Below are 17930 nucleotides of genomic sequence, written 5' to 3'. Positions count from 1 at the left end.
TTTTCTGCTCGTTACTTTTTNATCAGACAATCTGTGTGGACACTGCGCCGGAAGGTATCTTCAGGTAAGGAGGTGATCCAACCGCAGGTTCCCCTACGGTTACCTTGTTACGACTTCACCCCAGTCATGAATCACAAAGTGGTAAGCGCCCTCCCGAAGGTTAAGCTACCTACTTCTTTTGCAACCCACTCCCATGGTGTGACGGGCGGTGTGTACAAGGCCCGGGAACGTATTCACCGTAGCATTCTGATCTACGATTACTAGCGATTCCGACTTCACGGAGTCGAGTTGCAGACTCCGATCCGGACTACGACGCACTTTATGAGGTCCGCTTGCTCTCGCGAGGTCGCTTCTCTTTGTATGCGCCATTGTAGCACGTGTGTAGCCCTGGCCGTAAGGGCCATGATGACTTGACGTCATCCCCACCTTCCTCCGGTTTATCACCGGCAGTCTCCTTTGAGTTCCCGACCGAATCGCTGGCAACAAAGGATAAGGGTTGCGCTCGTTGCGGGACTTAACCCAACATTTCACAACACGAGCTGACGACAGCCATGCAGCACCTGTCTCACGGTTCCCGAAGGCACTTCCGCATCTCTGCAAAATTCCGTGGATGTCAAGGCCAGGTAAGGTTCTTCGCGTTGCATCGAATTAAACCACATGCTCCACCGCTTGTGCGGGCCCCCGTCAATTCATTTGAGTTTTAACCTTGCGGCCGTACTCCCCAGGCGGTCGACTTAACGCGTTAGCTCCGGAAGCCACTCCTCAGGGGAACAGCCTCCAAGTCGACATCGTTTACGGCGTGGACTACCAGGGTATCTAATCCTGTTTGCTCCCCACGCTTTCGCACCTGAGCGTCAGTCTTCGTCCAGGGGGCCGCCTTCGCCACCGGTATTCCTCCAGATCTCTACGCATTTCACCGCTACACCTGGAATTCTACCCCCCTCTACGAGACTCTAGCCTGCCAGTTTCGAATGCAGTTCCCAGGTTAAGCCCGGGGATTTCACATCCGACTTGACAGACCGCCTGCGTGCGCTTTACGCCCAGTAATTCCGATTAACGCTTGCACCCTCCGTATTACCGCGGCTGCTGGCACGGAGTTAGCCGGTGCTTCTTCTGCGGGTAACGTCAATGAAAAAGGTTATTAACCTTTCCCCCTTCCTCCCCGCTGAAAGTACTTTACAACCCGAAGGCCTTCTTCATACACGCGGCATGGCTGCATCAGGCTTGCGCCCATTGTGCAATATTCCCCACTGCTGCCTCCCGTAGGAGTCTGGACCGTGTCTCAGTTCCAGTGTGGCTGGTCATCCTCTCAGACCAGCTAGGGATCGTCGCCTAGGTGAGCCGTTACCCCACCTACCAGCTAATCCCATCTGGGCACATCCGATGGTGTGAGGCCCGAAGGTCCCCCACTTTGGTCCGTAGACGTTATGCGGTATTAGCTACCGTTTCCAGTAGTTATCCCCCTCCATCGGGCAGTTTCCCAGACATTACTCACCCGTCCGCCACTCGTCACCCGAGAGCAAGCTCTCTGTGCTACCGTTCGACTTGCATGTGTTAGGCCTGCCGCCAGCGTTCAATCTGAGCCATGATCAAACTCTTCAATTAAAAGTTCGATTTGCTGAAACCTGCTTTTACAAACAGGACAGCGATGCTCAATCGTAAAACGTCATAATGAATGTCATTATGTGTTCACTCATGAGGCTTGATATTTTTTGCGCCTTGCGGCGCTGATATCAATCCTGCGAGTGCCCACACAGATTGTCTGATAAATTGTTAAAGAGCGGTGCAACAAGTCGCTGAAGCGTACTGTCGCGAGGTGGCGTATANTACGCTTTCCTCCTTCGGAGTCAACCTCTTTTTCAGAGGTTTTTTCCGGCGGTTCAGAACTTCCTGAACNTCTCAACACGCCGGCCTGTAAGCCGTTGTTCCGTGTCAGTGGAGGCGCATTATAGGGAGTTCTCAACGGCTGACAAGGGCTAAATTGCGATAGTTTGACTGACTGCTGCAATCCCCAGCAACCCCCCGCCTTATACCCTGTTATGCACAAACTTATCCACAATGCTCGCATTGCGGCAATTTTGACGAGCATCGCGCAAACGTTTTCGCTACAATGCCCGCGCATAGAATCAGCCCCTTCAGGGGCGTTATCTGAAACTTATCTTCTCTTATATATAGAGGAAAATAACTAAGCTTCATATAACGCTCTTTATATGCGATCCAAAGCCAAGGGATAAACCTCATGCAACAACATCGTCCTGTACGCCGCGCGCTGCTCAGCGTGTCTGACAAAGCCGGTATCCTCGAATTCGCTCAGGCACTTTCCCAGCGCGGCGTCGAGCTGCTCTCCACCGGAGGGACTGCCCGCCTGCTGGCTGATGCCGGTCTGCTGGTTACCGAAGTCTCTGACTATACCGGTTTCCCGGAAATGATGGATGGGCGCGTTAAAACGTTACACCCGAAAGTGCATGGTGGCATTTTAGGACGCCGTGGCCAGGATGATGACATTATGGCTGAACACGGCATATCGCCTGTTGATATGGTGGTCGTTAACCTTTATCCGTTCGCGCAAACCGTAGCCCGTGCAGACTGCTCGCTGGAAGATGCGGTTGAGAATATCGATATCGGTGGCCCTACGATGGTGCGCTCTGCTGCCAAGAATCATAAGGACGTAGCTGTCGTGGTGAAGAGCAACGATTATCAGGCCATTATTGCGGAATTAGATGCCAATGATAATTCGCTGACGCTGGCAACCCGTTTCGACCTGGCGATCAAAGCTTTTGAACACACCGCGGCTTACGACAGTACGATTGCCAACTACTTTGGCAGTATGGTCCCTGCCTATCACGGTGAAACAACTGAACCCGCCGGTCGTTTCCCGCGTACGCTGAATCTGAACTTCCTTAAGAAGCAGGATATGCGCTACGGCGAAAACAGCCACCAGCAGGCTGCCTTCTATATAGAAGATAATGTCAGTGAAGCGTCCGTCGCCACCGCACAGCAGGTGCAGGGTAAAGCACTCTCTTATAACAATATCGCCGATACCGATGCGGCGCTGGAGTGCGTAAAAGAGTTCGACCAGCCAGCCTGCGTCATCGTCAAGCATGCTAACCCGTGCGGCGTTGCCACAGGCAGCTCAATTCTTGAAGCCTACGAGCGAGCTTATCTAACCGACCCCACTTCTGCCTTCGGCGGCATTGTCGCCTTCAACCGTGAGCTGGACGAGGCCACCGCACGGGAGATTATCAGCCGCCAGTTTGTCGAAGTGATCATTGCTCCTTGCGCCAGCGATGCTGCCCTGAAGGTGACCGCTGCGAAACAGAACGTGCGCGTGCTGACCTGCGGCCAGTGGCAACAGCGTCAGACGGGCCTCGACTTCAAGCGTGTTAGCGGTGGTTTGCTGGTGCAGGACCGCGATCTCGGCATGGTGAATAATAGCCAGCTGCATGTTGTCAGTAAGCGCCAGCCGAACGAGCAGGAATTGCGTGATGCGCTTTTCTGCTGGAAGGTAGCTAAATTTGTTAAGTCGAACGCCATTGTCTATGCGCGTGACAATATGACTATCGGTATAGGTGCCGGCCAGATGAGCCGCGTTTACTCAGCTAAAATCGCCGGCATCAAAGCCGCCGATGAAGGTCTGGAAGTGAAAGGTTCAGCGATGGCCTCTGATGCTTTCTTCCCGTTCCGTGACGGTATTGATGCCGCCGCCGCCGTTGGCATTACCTGTGTTATTCAGCCAGGTGGCTCGATTCGCGATGATGAAGTGATTGCAGCAGCAGATGAACACGGCATTGCGATGATCTTTACCGGCATGCGCCACTTCCGCCATTAATTACGGAGTCCCAGATGAAAATATTAGTGATTGGTAACGGTGGCCGTGAGCACGCGTTAGCCTGGAAAGCCGCTCAGTCCCCGCTGGCTGACCGCGTATTTGTTGCTCCGGGCAATGCCGGCACCGCGCTGGAGCCTGCCTTACAGAACGTGGCTATCAGCCCCACCGATATTCAGGGGCTGTTGAACTTTGCCCTGAATGAAAAAATCGACCTGACGATTGTCGGCCCGGAAGCGCCGCTGGTTATTGGTGTGGTAGACGCATTCCGCAGCGCCGGGCTGAAAATCTTCGGCCCGACTCAGGCTGCCGCGCAGCTGGAAGGATCTAAAGCCTTTACCAAAGACTTCCTCGCCCGTCATCAGATCCCGACTGCCGAATACCAGAACTTCACCGAAGTTGAACCTGCCCTTGCGTATGTACGTAAGAAAGGCGCACCGATTGTGATTAAGGCCGATGGCCTGGCTGCGGGTAAAGGGGTAATCGTTGCCATGACGCTGCAGGAAGCGGAAGACGCCATCCAGGATATGCTGGCGGGCAACGCGTTTGGCGACGCCGGGCACCGCATCGTGGTGGAAGAGTTCCTTGACGGCGAAGAAGCCAGCTTTATTGTTATGGTCGATGGCGAAAACGTGCTGCCAATGGCTACCAGCCAGGATCACAAGCGCGTGGGCGATGGCGATACCGGTCCGAATACCGGCGGTATGGGGGCTTACTCTCCGGCACCGGTAGTCACCGATGAAATCCACCAGCGCGTGATGGACGAAGTGATCTGGCCAACCGTGCGGGGCATGGCTGCCGAGGGTAATGTCTATACCGGGTTCCTGTATGCCGGTTTGATGATTAATAAAAGCGGCCAGCCAAAGGTGATCGAATTTAACTGCCGCTTTGGCGATCCGGAAACCCAACCGATCATGCTGCGTCTGCAATCCGATCTGGTCGATCTGTGCCTGGCTGCGGTAAACGGTAATCTTGATCAAAAAGACTCCGTCTGGGATCCTCGCCATTCGTTGGGCGTGGTACTGGCAGCCGGTGGCTATCCTGGAGACTATGTCAACGGTCAGCCGATCCAAGGCCTGCCATCAGAAGAAGTGGCGGATGGGAAAGTGTTCCATGCGGGCACAACGCTGCAGGACGATCGGGTAGTCACCAGCGGTGGCCGCGTGCTGTGCGTAACCGCGCTGGGCGAAGACGTTGCCGCAGCACAGCAGCGCGCTTACCAGTTGGCAAAGCCGATTTCCTGGCATGGCAGCTTCTGCCGCACGGATATTGGCTATCGCGCAATAGATCGTAAATAACTGCGCGCGGCGGGTCATTGTTCTCGCATTAAACGATCTGACAAAGGGGCGATCTTCAATCGCCCTTTTTTATGCTCAGAAGCCGTCTTCTTTTGGCTCGTTTTGACACAGATCGGTGGCGGTGATCATCAGCAGCTCCGTGCCCGCAGGCGCCTCCAGCCACGCAATGTCGGGAAGGCCGGATACGTCACGCTGATGGCGGGCAATACGGCCCAACTCCGTGCTATCCAGTTGAGGTCGCACGCGCCCGCCCTTACAGCTGGCGACCGTACCATCTGGCTGCCATTTCCCTTGTTTTAGCAAAACCCTTCCTGACAGCAGGTCGTCGCTTATTTTCAGCATACGCTGGCCATCAAACTGATATAGCGCAACCGCATCCGCAGAGAGCGCTTCACGCCGCCCGACAAGCTGCCGCTGCATAAAACTGATATTGCCATCCTGATCGAAGCGCAGGGTCACATTATCAGGTTGTCCCCCGATGACACGGCGCTCTATCGACATCAGTTTCCCCTGCTGCCAGAGATAGTCGCTGGTTTCCACGGCTGCGCCGCTAAATGGCGTATACTCCGTCATCAGGCGTACCACCTGCTGCTGATGATTTTTACGCCAGATACGTACGGCACCGCCATCGGCAAGATATCCGCTGGCAGTCAAGTCTGGCAGATCGGAGCGAGTGCTACAGCCAGCTAACAGCATCAGCAAGGCGAAGGAGATGATTGGAGTAAATGAGGTCAATGTCATCATGATAAAAGTATCAAAAAATCAATGCCTTACTTCAGCTTCTGCGAAGCTGAAGCCGGAGGGCATACGCCAGGAAAACAGGCTAAACAAAAGGGGCGAAATCGCCCCTCTGTTTAAACTTTTCACCGTCAGACGATTACTTAACAGCTTCTTTCAGAGCTTTACCCGATGTAAATGCCGGCACGGTTGAAGCAGCAATTTGGATTTCGTTGCCAGTCTTTGGGTTGCGGCCGATACGCCCAGCGCGCTGATTAACTTTAAAAGTACCAAAACCAACCAGTTGTACTGCATCACCTTCTTTCAGAGACTCAGTAATCGCTGTCAGGGTGGATTCCAGTGCAGCTTTAGCCTGGGTCTTAGACAGGTCCGCTTTGTCCGCAATTATATCAATCAGTTGAGTCTTGTTCATAAGTTATCCTTACAGTGTATTTATCGCTTGCTAAGCATCGAGTGCGAGGGAAAAACCAGATTCTGGCACTCTCCTGCATACACGCACCGATAGCAACATTTTTCAGCCTCACAAATGTAGACCAGACAGGGTGCTTATGTGAAGCCCAAAGGCGCTACAATTCAGAGTTGAAGTCACGTTTTATCGTCTTACTGCCGAAAATTTATACCGATATTACTTATCCCTGATTCTCGCAGGTCAGATCGCAGCCCTTTTATCAGTTCCACATCTCGCTCTTCGCAGGCCGCAAGCAGGCGGAATATCTCCCACTGAATGTCCCATTCCTCTTCCACAGCGGGGTTAACCTTTAGCTCTTCTTCGGTCATTTCACGGCCTGCCTGGGTCATCTCCAGCATCGCAACGGTAGTGATCGAGGTCTCACTGACGGCAATAGCGTGCGCCAACGTTTCACCACTAAGGCGCGAGTGCAGCAGTTCACTGAGCGCCACGCAGGCATCAATCGCCGGGTAAACACCGTACAGATCGTAGTTATCCGCCGAGGGAATCGCCTCTTCCAGCTTCTCCAGCTGACTGTCGAAGTTCACCTTCGCGTCTTTCACCACCAGGGTTTCCCACAACAGGTCAAGAATGCGGCGATATATCTGCCCGTCACCAAATCCCGTTTTCTGGCAAAACTCGCGATAATTGGGGACCATGCGCTCACACAGGCAGGCCATAAAAGTAACGTGCTGCCAGCTTTCCAGCTTTTCCAGCCGTAAATGAATTGGATTACGTAACATATCGGGATCTCAGAATAAATGCGCTTGCCGCAGTGTACCTGAAAAGCCACGAGGCAGCACGGGGGGTTAACCGCGCAATAGCGGGGCGGAAGCCGGACGCCGCGAGGCAACGGCATCTGCCCAGCGCGTTGGTTCCGGCAAACGATAGCCATGCAGGCATTTTCGCACCCAGTCCCGCACCGTTGCCTGACTAACCCGATGGCCAGGGGAAATAAACAAGGGGTTGCAGCGTGCCTTGCTGCGCAGTACCCATCCCAGCTGCTGCTCTTTATCCATCAGTGGCTGACAGCTACCGGGATCCGCATCGGGCGGCGTGAACTGACCGCATAAGCGTTTCTTGGCAACGCCGATGGTTGGCACATCCACCAGCAGGCCGAAATGGCTGGCAACGCCAAGACGGCGTGGATGGGCAATACCATGACCATCCACCAGTAAAAGATCGGGGCGCTGCGCCAGCTGCTGCCATGCGGCTTCCAGCGCCGGAACTTCACGAAATGACAAAAAGCCCGGAATATAGGGCATAGCGGTGGCAATACGCGCCACCTGGTGTTCGATAAGTTGTAAGGAGGGATACTCAAGGACAACCAGTGCGGCGCGCGTCACCTCGCCTCCCTGTTCAAACCCGACGTCTGCACCACCGATAAAGCGCGGCGGCATAACATCGAAATCATCCTCAGTCACAATCTCTGCGGCATGCTGCCGCTGCTGATCGCGTAATGCGGCAAGATCCATACAGCCCCTCCCGGGCACCTTGATGACCAGAAAACGTTATCCGAGATGATAGGGACGCGAGAGCCTGTGTACTGCCTCAACAAATACGCCCGCGTGTTCTGGCGGCACATCCAGATGGATGCCGTGGCCGAGGTTAAAGACATGCCCGTTGCCATGACCATAACCAGCAAGGATGCCCGCGACTTCCTGTACGATACGCGCGGGGGAGGCGTACAGCATGGACGGATCCATATTGCCCTGCAGCGCGACCCGGTCGCCAACGCGACGGCGGGCATCAGCCATATCCGTGGTCCAGTCCAGGCCCAGCGCATCACAGCCGGTGGCAGCCATGGCTTCCAGCCACTGCCCGCCGCCTTTGGTAAACAGCGTGACCGGCACGCGACGCCCTTCGTTTTCATGCAGCAGTCCGTCGACAATTTTATGCATGTAGTGCAGCGAAAATTCCAGGTAATCACGCCCGGTCAGCACCCCACCCCAGGTATCAAAAATCATCACCGACTGCGCCCCGGCGCGGATCTGCGCATTAAGGTACAGCGTGACGCTGTCCGCCAGCTTATCCAGCATCAGGTGCAGGGTTTGCGGCTCCGCATACATCATCTTTTTCAGCTTGGTAAAAGCCTTACTACTGCCGCCTTCGACCATATAAGTTGCCAGCGTCCACGGGCTGCCGGAGAAGCCAATCAGCGGCACTTCGCCGTTAAGGTTTTTCCGAATGGTGCGCACCGCGTTCATCACGTAGCCCAGCTCCTGTTCGGGATCGGGGATCGGCAGCTTTTCGACATCGGCACGGCAAGTCACGGGGCAGGAAAAACGCGGGCCTTCGCCCGTTTCAAAATAGAGTCCGAGTCCCATTGCATCAGGAATGGTCAGAATATCGGAGAACAGGATCGCCGCATCCAGCGCGTAACGCCGCAGCGGCTGCAGCGTGACTTCGCAGGCCAGTTCAGCATTTTTGCACAGCGACATAAAGTCACCGGCAACGGCGCGGGTGGCTTTGTATTCTGGCAGGTAACGCCCGGCCTGGCGCATCATCCACACCGGGGTAACATCAACTGGCTGGCGCAGCAGGGCGCGCAGATAACGATCGTTCTTCAGTTCACTCATCACAGGACTCTCTCTCCAATCAGGCCTGTAGTGTAACATTCATTCATTGCAATTTGCGGTGGTTCGGCGCTCAAAAAAATGCCTTTCTCCGGTACGTAACAAGCCGTAACAATGCTGTTACTTATCATCCCCGGACCGCTGATTTTCCCCGCCCACCTTCATCCGTCGCGGGTAGTACGGCTAACAAAAATCCACTGTATTTATCCGGCAAGTCAGCGCTGTTATTCTTCGTTGGCACGACACAGTGCCACCGTATCTTCGATAAGGCGGCGTGCAACCGTACCGTAAGGTGGCAAAAGCGGTAATGCGTCGTAACGATACCAGCCGGCATCCAGCAGCTCTTTTTGATCAATATTGATTTCACCATCGGCATAATCAGCCATAAACGCCACCATCAACGACTGCGGAAAAGGCCACGGCTGGGAGGTGACATAGCGCAGATTTTTGACCTGGATGCTGCTCTCCTCCATCACTTCGCGTGCTACCGCCTGCTCCAGGGTTTCTCCTACTTCGACAAAACCCGCCAGCACGGTATAAATTCCATTACGATGGCGGGTATGCTGCGCCAGCAGGATCTCCGGTCCGCGTCGAATGGCAACAATGATGCACGGAGCAATCTGTGGATAGTAGCGCTGGCGGCAATGATGGCATAAACAGGCCCATTCCGTTTTGCTGCTGTGCATTTTATGGCCGCAATAGCCGCACCACTGATGCGAGCGAAAGAACTCTGCCAGCTGAATGCCGCGCCCGGCCAGCTGAAACAGGCCGCTATCCCGATCGAGCAGTTGACGTAACGATCCCATCCCTTCAGACCGCGCGCCCCGGATCAACCACACCGCTTCCCCTTGCCACTCGCCAATGCGCGATCCTGACGATCCTGTCAGGCCCAGCGAAGCGGCATCGCCATGCGGCAATTCGCCTCCCGGTAACCAAATTTTATGTTCCTCGCTGACAACCCACCAGCCTTCGTCTATGCTTTGAATCTCTCGTACCATAATTTACTCATCGTCCTCAGCTTAGAGACTGAATTGAGGTCAGGGGTTAAAATTATATTCCCGGAGCAATACATGCTTAACCAGTTAGAAGTCCTCACCGCCCGCTTTGGCGGATGCAGTGAGCTGGTAGACTTTTGTCTGCTTTCACGCAGACAGCTACTGGTTGCGTATTATCAGATGGTTGGCATAAAGCCTAACAAGGAATCGCTGACTGCGCTTGATGAAAATGCCCTTGACGCGTTCTGCCAGAATCTGGTTGACTACCTTTCCAACGGTCACTTCACCATTTACGAGCGCTTTATTAAAGAGCTGGAAGGAACCGAACTGCTGGCTAAAGCGGCGCTGATTTATCCTTCTTTACAGGAAAATACCGCGCAAATTATGCAGCTGTACGATACGCATTTCGAGGCCGCTATCGACCATGGTAATGACCTTCACTTCCAGCATGCGCTCTCCGTAGTCGGCGAAGCGCTTGAAGCGCGCTTCACGCTTGAAGATAAATTTATTCAACTGGCACTAAAAAAAAATGCCGGGTTACAGACGGCCGCCAATGATCCCTCCCTCGCCCGTCCCGCCTGACGAGTGAACAGAATGTGAATTTCTTGTAGTTTCCTGAAAGCCCCTTTATGCTGACCGGGTTGAGGTGAAATTTCCTCACCCTATTTCCGGATTGAATTTCTGGCTAGTCGCTGGAAATCATTCATTATCTTGTCGGAGTGCCCTTAGGGGCTGAGACCGTTAATTCGGGATCCGCGGAACCTGATCAGGTTAGTACCTGCGAAGGGAACAAGAGTAAATCAGTGGTAACGGTGTGAAATCCTTTTCTCTTACATCGTTCTCATTACTCCCGCCTCCAGGCAAGCCAATTTCCGTTCCATTATCAGGAAGTTGCTATGTCTATCGTTGAAAAAAAAACCACCCGCCGTGAACAACGCGCCCAGGCGCAGAAGTTTATCGACTCCTTACAAGGTAGCGCTTTTCCCAACTCAAAACGCATCTGGCTCACCGGATCGCAGCCCGATATTCGTGTACCGATGCGCGAAATCCAGCTTAGCCCCACCGTAACAGGTGGCCGCAAAGATAATCCAACGCTGGTCGAAAATGAGCCGGTGCCGGTCTATGACACCGCCGGTCCCTATGGTGACCCGGAAGCCAGCATTGATGTTCATGCCGGACTGGCCAAACTGCGTCGTGACTGGATTGTCAAACGCAATGATACCGAACAGATCGCCGAACTGAGTTCCGCCTATACCCAGGAACGCCTGGCCGATGAGGGGCTGGATCACCTGCGTTTCGACAACCTTCCGCGCCCACGCAGCGCCCGTGCCGGGCGCTGCGTGACTCAGATGCACTACGCGCGTCTTGGGGTGATTACGCCGGAAATGGAATTTATTGCCATCCGCGAGAATATGGGGCGCGAGCGCATTCGCGGCGAAGTGCTGTTACAACAGCACCCGGGTAACAGCTTTGGTGCCAGCCTGCCGGAAAATATTACCCCCGAATTTGTCCGCCAGGAAGTCGCAGAAGGACGCGCCATTATTCCCGCCAATATCAACCATCCGGAATCGGAACCGATGATTATTGGCCGTAACTTCCTGGTGAAAATCAATGCGAATATCGGCAACTCGGCGGTCAGCTCCTCTATCGAAGAAGAGGTGGAGAAGCTTGTATGGTCGGCGCGCTGGGGCGCAGATACGGTGATGGACCTGTCAACCGGGCGTTATATTCATGAAACACGCGAGTGGATCCTGCGTAACAGCCCGGTTCCCATTGGCACAGTACCAATCTATCAGGCACTGGAGAAAGTGAACGGCATAGCAGAGGATCTCAACTGGGAGATCTTCCGCGATACCTTGCTGGAACAGGCTGAACAGGGCGTCGACTACTTCACCATCCATGCCGGCGTGCTGCTGCGCTATGTGCCGATGACCGCCAAACGGCTGACCGGCATTGTTTCACGCGGAGGATCGATCATGGCGAAATGGTGTCTGTCGCATCATCAGGAAAGTTTTCTCTATCTGCATTTCCGTGAAATATGCGAAATCTGCGCCGCTTACGACGTATCCCTGTCGCTCGGTGACGGCCTGCGTCCAGGCTCGATTCAGGACGCTAACGATGAGGCCCAGTTCGCCGAGCTGCGCACGCTGGGTGAACTGACCAAAATCGCCTGGGAATACGATGTGCAGGTGATGATTGAAGGCCCCGGTCATGTACCCATGCAGATGATCCGCACCAATATGACGGAACAGCTGCAACACTGCCACGAAGCGCCCTTCTATACGCTCGGCCCGCTGACCACTGATATCGCACCGGGTTACGACCATTTTACCTCCGGAATTGGTGCCGCGATGATTGGCTGGTTTGGCTGCGCCATGCTGTGCTACGTCACACCCAAAGAACATCTTGGCCTGCCGAACAAAGAGGATGTTAAGCAGGGACTGATTACCTACAAAATCGCTGCCCACGCCGCCGACCTGGCCAAAGGCCATCCCGGCGCGCAGATCCGCGACAACGCCATGTCAAAAGCGCGCTTTGAATTCCGCTGGGAAGACCAGTTTAATCTTGCCCTTGACCCGCATACTGCCCGCGCTTATCACGATGAAACCCTGCCCCAGGAATCGGGCAAGGTGGCGCACTTCTGTTCGATGTGCGGACCGAAGTTCTGTTCAATGAAAATTACCCAGGAAGTGCGGGAATACGCCGCACGACAGGAAGCGGAAGCAAAGCCGGTCGAGATTGGCATGGCACAGATGTCGCATGAATTCCGCCGTCGGGGAGGCGAGCTTTATCACCGCGCCGATAGCCTGAAGCCGGAGGAAAAAGTATGAGTCGTGGGGCATTCCCAACAACCGCAGCACGGCTGGGACTTTATCCGGTGGTTGATAACGTGCAATGGATTGCGCGCCTGCTGGATACTGGCGTACGCACCCTTCAGTTGCGCATTAAAGACCGGGCGGAACAGCAAGTCGAGCAGCAGGTCGCCGAGGCGATTGCCCTCGGCAAGCGCTATCAGGCACGTCTGTTTATCAACGACTACTGGCGGCTGGCCGTGAAGCATCAGGCATACGGCGTGCATCTGGGACAGCAGGATCTTGATATTGCCGATCTGGACAGTATCCATGCCGCCGGGCTGCGCCTGGGGCTGTCGACCCATGATGATGCCGAGCTGGATCGCGCACTGGTCGAGCGGCCATCGTACATTGCACTTGGCCATGTCTTTCCGACTCAAACCAAATATATGCCTTCAGAACCACAGGGGCTGGCCGCGCTGACCCGCTATGTTAAACGGCTATCGGGCATCCCTACTGTGGCGATTGGCGGCATCAGCCTTGCGCGCGCACCTGCGGTTCTGGCCACCGGCGTGGGCAGTATTGCCGTGGTAAGCGCTATTACACAGGCCAGCGACTGGCAGGCCGCAACGCGTCAGCTGCTGGCGCTGGCAGAAGCGCAGCGCCCGGCGAGAGTTTAGCCATGCAGACCGGATTATCGCAGACGATATCTGGAATGGATGGCACAGATAAATGTCATTTAAGGTAACACCGAAAAGAAGTTATGGAAGCATTGCGCAGCCCCGCTGCTGCACACTTTTCATCCTGACTGAAGCTTTTATAGTGGTGCTGCCGGTGACAATGATGCCGCCGGCCAGGGTCAGTCATTTTCCCTTAGGCTGGCCCTGCTTTCCCTATTTTTCAGTACCGGGGCCTACCCATCCGCGCTGAGCCAGGCAGCATTGCCTGCCCGACCGCTATCCGATCGCTTAACCGGCAAAATATCGGGCCAAATCCTCAATTAAATCACTTTTTGAAAATAACCAAGGAAGCAGAGAGCATAAAGAAATCGAGAGATAAACAATTAAGTAAATGGGACTGATTAGAATCGCCCGTATGTATGTGAACCTTGGCGATATCAATTTTGGCTACCAATAATTTGTGAGCATTTGATTAGTTTTTTAAATGCCTCATGTCTTGTTTTTTCGCAAATAATCCATCAATATTACACGGTATTTTTCATTACTTCTTTAATTACACTGCCATTTTAATCGCCTGAAAAATATCATTTAGTGGCTTTAAATATTAAAATAGCCAATGAATAGCCAGGAGATAAAAAGAGTCAAACGCGTATTAATCCGTTCTTGATCTTTATTTAACCCCGAACCATATATAAACACTCACCGATTAAATATTGACTGCCTGTGTTATTGCAAGGATATTAATTGCCGGATTAATTAACGTTAAATGATAAGGATATAAAGGTTATGCGTTTCAAACTTTTAGCTTTGGTTCTTTCCTCGCTGCAGGCTTATACGGCTATAGCCGACACCGCAAACAATTTTTTTACTCTTGATAAAGTGAGCGCTGAAATGGCTTCAGGTGCTTTGAGCGGCAAAACGAAGGTGCGTGTTTACGATTCACAATCTGCCGACAAGATGAGCCAGCTCAACTGGAATTACAGTAATGCAGCAGTCGTTACAGGTTCTCTTTATTGGGATTTAACACCGTGGGTATCGCTCGGTGCTTCAGGTTGGACAACCATCGGCAGCCGTGGCGGTTATATGGATGATACCGACTGGTTGAACGGAAGCTCGCAAGGGTGGACACATCAAAGTCAGCATCCTGACACACGCCTGAACTTCGCGAATGAATTCGATCTCAACATCAAAGAGTGGTTATTAAACGAACCTGATTATCGCCTCGGCGTAATGGCAGGTTATCAGGAAAACCGCTATAGCCTAAAATCTACCGGCGGCTCTTACAACTACACTGATGAAGAAACAGGCTCACCTGTAATTGGGTCTTTCCCGGCGGGCACTACGGGAATCGGCTACAAGCAGCGTTTTAACATGCCATATATTGGTCTCACAGGTCGCTACCGCTATGAGCGTTTCGAATTCGGCGGCACCTTTAAATTCAGTGGATGGGTAAGTGCATTTGACAATGACGAACACTATCTGAGAAATACCACCTTTAAGGTGAATACGGCAAACCAGAATTTCTACTCTCTCGCAGCAGACATCGGTTATTACATGACGCCGAACGCTAAAATTTACCTGAATGGGATCTGGAGCCGCACAACAAATAAAAAAGGTAACATGTCCGTCAACGACCACGACGAAGGTAACGTGGTAAACCTTGCAGACGCTGGCGGTATTGAAAACTACAACTATATGACATCGGTTGGCCTGAAATACGCTTTCTAAATCAGTTAGCCGGACGTTTTGTCCGGCTTTTATTTTGTATGTATCCACCACAACATGGCTGCCTGAGCATACCATATGCCCTATGCCTTATTCGGGTCTAACGCTCTCAGGATAGCTTAAGCCTGAGTCGAATTTGGCCAGTGGCTCCCTTACTGATACTCAATACTGACCGGCAGGGACACATGCCAGTGCCGGGGAAGCTCTCCTTTCAGGCGCAGCTCGCCACTTCCCGCCACCACTTGCGCACCGTACACGCCGTCAATCTGACGAAGTTCCGCATTCGCAAACTGACTCAGTCCGATCGTATCACTGGCCGCCGCGCCCTGAAGCCATGCAGGACCATCACCGGCAAACATTGTCGACAGCAGCCGTCCTGTCTGTTCCGGGCCCACTACCAATGCCTGCTCCGGCAGCCCATTCCCCTTCAGGTCGTCATACACTCCGGCAACCACCGCCTGTCCACCAGAACTATTACGCAGCAGCGCTGCCGCCGTCATGCGGAAACTGAAGAGGCCAGCCTGAAGGTTTCCCTCCCCCGTCACGGGCAAGATCACCTGCGCTATCCCCGGCTCTTCCCAGGTCAGCGAAAATCCTTCCGCTCCCCGTCCAAATATCACCCTGGGCACTAAGCCTTCCCGCCCTGTTGGTGTGCTCCTGGTTGTTTTACCCAGTAATATTTTCAGCGCAGGAATGGCGACCGTAATCACCTGTTCATGCCCCCGGGAAGCTAGCGTTTTCACATCCAGGTCTTCCGACCTTTCGCTTAACTGCCACTCCCAGGGGTTGCGGGTGCTGGTCACTATTCCCGCCAGATTCAGTTCGCCGCTGAAATTCTGCCCGGGGGTATTCCAGGCTGGGGCAACCGTCGGCAACAGACTGGCTGTCAGCAACAAACACGTTAGCTTCTTCATTCTGTTTCTCTCCCTGTTCAGCGATTACTGCACCGTTACGGTCACATTCAGCCCGGCATGCCACCGTGCTGGTGTGCCTTCTGCCGGCAGGCGCAGCTCAAAACCGGATACGGCCGAGGCATACGCAGCGGCCAGATCCATCACCCGCCCATCAGCCAGCACGCTCTGGCTGACCACCTGACCATTACTGGCGGTACTCATGCCATGACTGAATCCGCTATTCATTAATAACAAAGCAGGAAGACGGCTCATCACTCCCTGGGGTAAAGTCGCCGTCTGAACCGCCGTCACGCTTTCTCCACTGACCAGTGACATGCCTGCAGGAAGCATGACTCCCTCTTCCTGATAACCTGTACTCACCGCCAATGCCTGATCAAGGTTGAAAGAGAGCTGCCCCACCGTGTTATCGCTATCTGGATCGCGCACCGGAACAGCAGCCCGAAATCGTTGTGAGCGGGTGCTATCGCCTTTGACGATTAACAATGGTTGACCTCCACTGCTGAAGGTTATTAGGGGCGTTAAACCTGGGCCACCGCGCTCCGCCACCTCATGCAGATGGCCTTCAAGAAATGGCAGAGGGCCTTTATCGTGCAGGTCAAAAACAAGCTGTCCGTTCTCGTAGCGGGCATCGGCAGTGTCCACCGCCCAGCTCTGATCGGGTGAAGCTACCTGCCATGTCCATTTGGGAGCCTCGTCAGTCACGAAGCCCTGAAACTGAATTTCACCACCATCGAGAATTTCGGCCTGGGACAGTACTGAAAAAAACAAGGCCAGAATAAACAGGGAAGAAATAAAGTATCTTTTATTACTCATGATATTCTCTCGCTTTATTTCTTTTTATTAAGAATAAAAAAACAGAAATACATAATGGCTAGAAAAAACATCAATAAATTAAACCCGGCTCCAGTAGTTATTGGCAAAGTCCATTGCGGTGCAACGCTCCTCAAATACAGAAATGCCGGGCTTACAGATAGGCTAACGCGTCGAAGAAAAATAACCTGTATTTTAACAGAGAAAAATTTCTTTGATGTTGTCAGTTACTTAACCAACATGGGTATTACATATAGACCACAGTAACCGGCAACGAAGCTTTCCACTGAACTGGAACATCAGCTGATGCAGGGGATTCAAGAGCGATCCGGACTGCCTTACCGGCTTCAATTCCAGAGGCATAGAAACCACTATACAGAAGTTTTGAAACATTGAAACTGACCTTGTCCATCTCCTTTTCTAAAGTGAAACCTTGCGGGTCCAATTTATCTGCAATATCAGGCATCAATTTTATCGCAGCTCTAACATTATCAGCTGGATTTGATTGGTCATCAATGGTTCGTAAACCACCGAAGAATCCATCCCCGGGACTGGAGGCGTACATCCCGGCAGAACCACCGTTTTCACTATTCGTATTCTTCCAGGACATAAAGCCAGCAGCGAAGAATGGCGCTGTCATGGTTCCGATTTTAGCGCCATCCAGACCTTTAACCGCCAGAGTCAATTTGAGATCCCCCGAAATTAAATCGCCCATATCAATAGCATCACCGAAATCAATTTGTGGGCTGTATCCTGACTTACCCGCAAAAGCCTTTTTTACCTTAGTACGAATGCCCAGAATTGGAATTGCATTATTGAGCTTAATTTCAACCATCTTCTGACCTTTCTGAACCTCAGCGTCCAGGCCGGTAATAGCATCACCCACCTTCACTTCCCACGGTGTTTCAGGGGTAAAAGGATTCAGTGAACCACCCAGTTCAAAATTACCACCTGAGCCATTTGCCGTCCACGCCATGGCAGAACCTGAGGCTACCGTTGCTGCCAGCGCTAGCGATATTAGCGTTCTTTTCATTACAATCATTACAACATTCCTTATTTAAAAGAGGTTTAATCTTTTCCTGGCCAGTCCTTCTGGACTTGCCGAAAAGTCATTTCCTACAGTTTTAT

The 17930-nt window shown here is 53.0% G+C and carries 15 protein-coding genes, 1 rRNA gene and 1 riboswitch; of the genes, 6 read left to right on the top strand and 10 right to left on the bottom strand.

What is annotated here, in order from left to right; translation table 11 throughout:
- Nucleotides 1-65: 65 nt before the first annotated feature.
- Nucleotides 66-1605, bottom strand: a 16S ribosomal RNA gene (locus tag EPYR_RS01475).
- 634 nt (nt 1606-2239) lie between these two features.
- Between EPYR_RS01475 and purH the strand changes: the two genes are divergently transcribed.
- Together purH and purD are read left to right on the top strand one after the other, a co-directional pair.
- A complete protein-coding gene (gene purH, locus EPYR_RS01470; protein WP_012666648.1) occupies nt 2240-3829 on the top strand; it encodes a bifunctional phosphoribosylaminoimidazolecarboxamide formyltransferase/IMP cyclohydrolase in 1590 nt (529 codons plus the stop codon).
- A gap of 14 nt (nt 3830-3843) precedes the next feature.
- Nucleotides 3844-5124 (top strand): phosphoribosylamine--glycine ligase, encoded by a 1281-nt coding sequence (gene purD, locus EPYR_RS01465; protein ID WP_012666647.1) that lies wholly within the window; start codon nt 3844-3846, stop codon nt 5122-5124.
- Nucleotides 5125-5199: 75 nt separating this feature from the next.
- Here purD and EPYR_RS01460 read toward each other — a convergent pair whose 3' ends face one another.
- The 6 genes from EPYR_RS01460 to nudC form a co-directional block, all read right to left on the bottom strand.
- Complete coding sequence (locus EPYR_RS01460; RefSeq protein ID WP_014538454.1) at nt 5200-5868, bottom strand: DUF1481 domain-containing protein; 669 nt, start codon at nt 5866-5868, stop codon at nt 5200-5202.
- 133 nt (nt 5869-6001) lie between these two features.
- On the bottom strand, nt 6002-6274 hold the full coding sequence (hupA, locus tag EPYR_RS01455; RefSeq protein WP_012666645.1) for a nucleoid-associated protein HU-alpha: 273 nt from the start codon (nt 6272-6274) through the stop codon (nt 6002-6004).
- Nucleotides 6275-6462: 188 nt separating this feature from the next.
- Nucleotides 6463-7053 (bottom strand): YjaG family protein, encoded by a 591-nt coding sequence (locus tag EPYR_RS01450; RefSeq protein WP_012666644.1) that lies wholly within the window; start codon nt 7051-7053, stop codon nt 6463-6465.
- 66 nt (nt 7054-7119) lie between these two features.
- Nucleotides 7120-7785 carry a deoxyribonuclease V gene (gene nfi, locus EPYR_RS01445; protein WP_012666643.1) on the bottom strand — a complete coding sequence of 222 codons (666 nt, stop codon included), beginning with the start codon at nt 7783-7785 and terminating at the stop codon, nt 7120-7122.
- 36 nt (nt 7786-7821) lie between these two features.
- Nucleotides 7822-8889 (bottom strand): uroporphyrinogen decarboxylase, encoded by a 1068-nt coding sequence (gene hemE, locus EPYR_RS01440; protein WP_012666642.1) that lies wholly within the window; start codon nt 8887-8889, stop codon nt 7822-7824.
- 221 nt (nt 8890-9110) lie between these two features.
- Nucleotides 9111-9884, bottom strand: a complete 774-nt coding sequence (gene nudC, locus EPYR_RS01435; RefSeq protein WP_012666641.1) for an NAD(+) diphosphatase — start codon at nt 9882-9884, stop codon at nt 9111-9113.
- Between the two features lie 72 nt (nt 9885-9956).
- Between nudC and EPYR_RS01430 the strand changes: the two genes are divergently transcribed.
- The 4 genes from EPYR_RS01430 to EPYR_RS01415 all read left to right on the top strand — a co-directional run bounded on the left by EPYR_RS01430 (nt 9957) and on the right by EPYR_RS01415 (nt 15081).
- Complete coding sequence (locus EPYR_RS01430) at nt 9957-10463, top strand: Rsd/AlgQ family anti-sigma factor (protein ID WP_012666640.1); 507 nt, start codon at nt 9957-9959, stop codon at nt 10461-10463.
- A gap of 123 nt (nt 10464-10586) precedes the next feature.
- Nucleotides 10587-10687: riboswitch (TPP riboswitch) on the top strand.
- 90 nt (nt 10688-10777) lie between these two features.
- Entirely contained in the window at nt 10778-12712 is a 1935-nt protein-coding gene (gene thiC / locus EPYR_RS01425) for a phosphomethylpyrimidine synthase ThiC (protein WP_012666639.1), read from the top strand.
- On the top strand, nt 12709-13353 hold the full coding sequence (gene thiE / locus EPYR_RS01420) for a thiamine phosphate synthase (RefSeq protein WP_012666638.1): 645 nt from the start codon (nt 12709-12711) through the stop codon (nt 13351-13353). Before thiC ends, thiE begins: the two co-directional genes overlap by 4 nt.
- A gap of 786 nt (nt 13354-14139) precedes the next feature.
- Nucleotides 14140-15081 carry an omptin family outer membrane protease gene (locus tag EPYR_RS01415; protein ID WP_012666637.1) on the top strand — a complete coding sequence of 314 codons (942 nt, stop codon included), beginning with the start codon at nt 14140-14142 and terminating at the stop codon, nt 15079-15081.
- 149 nt (nt 15082-15230) lie between these two features.
- On the opposite strand, the gene EPYR_RS01410 is transcribed toward EPYR_RS01415, so the two are convergent.
- The 3 genes from EPYR_RS01410 to EPYR_RS01400 form a co-directional block, all read right to left on the bottom strand.
- Complete coding sequence (locus EPYR_RS01410; RefSeq protein ID WP_012666636.1) at nt 15231-15992, bottom strand: F4 family fimbrial subunit; 762 nt, start codon at nt 15990-15992, stop codon at nt 15231-15233.
- Nucleotides 15993-16016: 24 nt separating this feature from the next.
- The gene (locus EPYR_RS01405) at nt 16017-16805 is read right to left on the bottom strand and encodes a F4 family fimbrial subunit (protein WP_012666635.1); all 789 of its coding nucleotides are present in this window, start codon (nt 16803-16805) and stop codon (nt 16017-16019) included.
- A gap of 244 nt (nt 16806-17049) precedes the next feature.
- Nucleotides 17050-17835 carry a F4 family fimbrial subunit gene (locus EPYR_RS01400; RefSeq protein WP_012666634.1) on the bottom strand — a complete coding sequence of 262 codons (786 nt, stop codon included), beginning with the start codon at nt 17833-17835 and terminating at the stop codon, nt 17050-17052.
- Nucleotides 17836-17930 lie beyond the last annotated feature (95 nt).

Origin of the sequence: Erwinia pyrifoliae DSM 12163 (assembly GCF_000026985.1) — a bacterium.
Classification (GTDB): Bacteria; Pseudomonadota; Gammaproteobacteria; order Enterobacterales; family Enterobacteriaceae; genus Erwinia; species Erwinia pyrifoliae.
Note: the sequence above shows the minus strand (reverse complement) of the source record. Positions and strands in the feature narration are given on the sequence as shown.

Excerpts from the sequence above, each read along its gene's own strand:
- thiC (WP_012666639.1), top strand. The coding sequence starts at position 10,778 with ATGTCTATCGTTGAAAAAAAAACCACCCGCCGTGAACAACGCGCCCAG.
- purH (WP_012666648.1), top strand. The coding sequence starts at position 2,240 with ATGCAACAACATCGTCCTGTACGCCGCGCGCTGCTCAGCGTGTCTGAC.
- purD (WP_012666647.1), top strand. The coding sequence starts at position 3,844 with ATGAAAATATTAGTGATTGGTAACGGTGGCCGTGAGCACGCGTTAGCC.
- EPYR_RS01415 (WP_012666637.1), top strand. The coding sequence starts at position 14,140 with ATGCGTTTCAAACTTTTAGCTTTGGTTCTTTCCTCGCTGCAGGCTTAT.
- EPYR_RS01410 (WP_012666636.1), bottom strand. The coding sequence starts at position 15,992 with ATGAAGAAGCTAACGTGTTTGTTGCTGACAGCCAGTCTGTTGCCGACG.
- nudC (WP_012666641.1), bottom strand. The coding sequence starts at position 9,884 with ATGGTACGAGAGATTCAAAGCATAGACGAAGGCTGGTGGGTTGTCAGC.
- EPYR_RS01460 (WP_014538454.1), bottom strand. The coding sequence starts at position 5,868 with ATGATGACATTGACCTCATTTACTCCAATCATCTCCTTCGCCTTGCTG.
- EPYR_RS01450 (WP_012666644.1), bottom strand. The coding sequence starts at position 7,053 with ATGTTACGTAATCCAATTCATTTACGGCTGGAAAAGCTGGAAAGCTGG.
- EPYR_RS01430 (WP_012666640.1), top strand. The coding sequence starts at position 9,957 with ATGCTTAACCAGTTAGAAGTCCTCACCGCCCGCTTTGGCGGATGCAGT.
- EPYR_RS01405 (WP_012666635.1), bottom strand. The coding sequence starts at position 16,805 with ATGAGTAATAAAAGATACTTTATTTCTTCCCTGTTTATTCTGGCCTTG.
- thiE (WP_012666638.1), top strand. The coding sequence starts at position 12,709 with ATGAGTCGTGGGGCATTCCCAACAACCGCAGCACGGCTGGGACTTTAT.
- hupA (WP_012666645.1), bottom strand. The coding sequence starts at position 6,274 with ATGAACAAGACTCAACTGATTGATATAATTGCGGACAAAGCGGACCTG.
- nfi (WP_012666643.1), bottom strand. The coding sequence starts at position 7,785 with ATGGATCTTGCCGCATTACGCGATCAGCAGCGGCAGCATGCCGCAGAG.
- EPYR_RS01400 (WP_012666634.1), bottom strand. The coding sequence starts at position 17,835 with ATGAAAAGAACGCTAATATCGCTAGCGCTGGCAGCAACGGTAGCCTCA.
- hemE (WP_012666642.1), bottom strand. The coding sequence starts at position 8,889 with ATGAGTGAACTGAAGAACGATCGTTATCTGCGCGCCCTGCTGCGCCAG.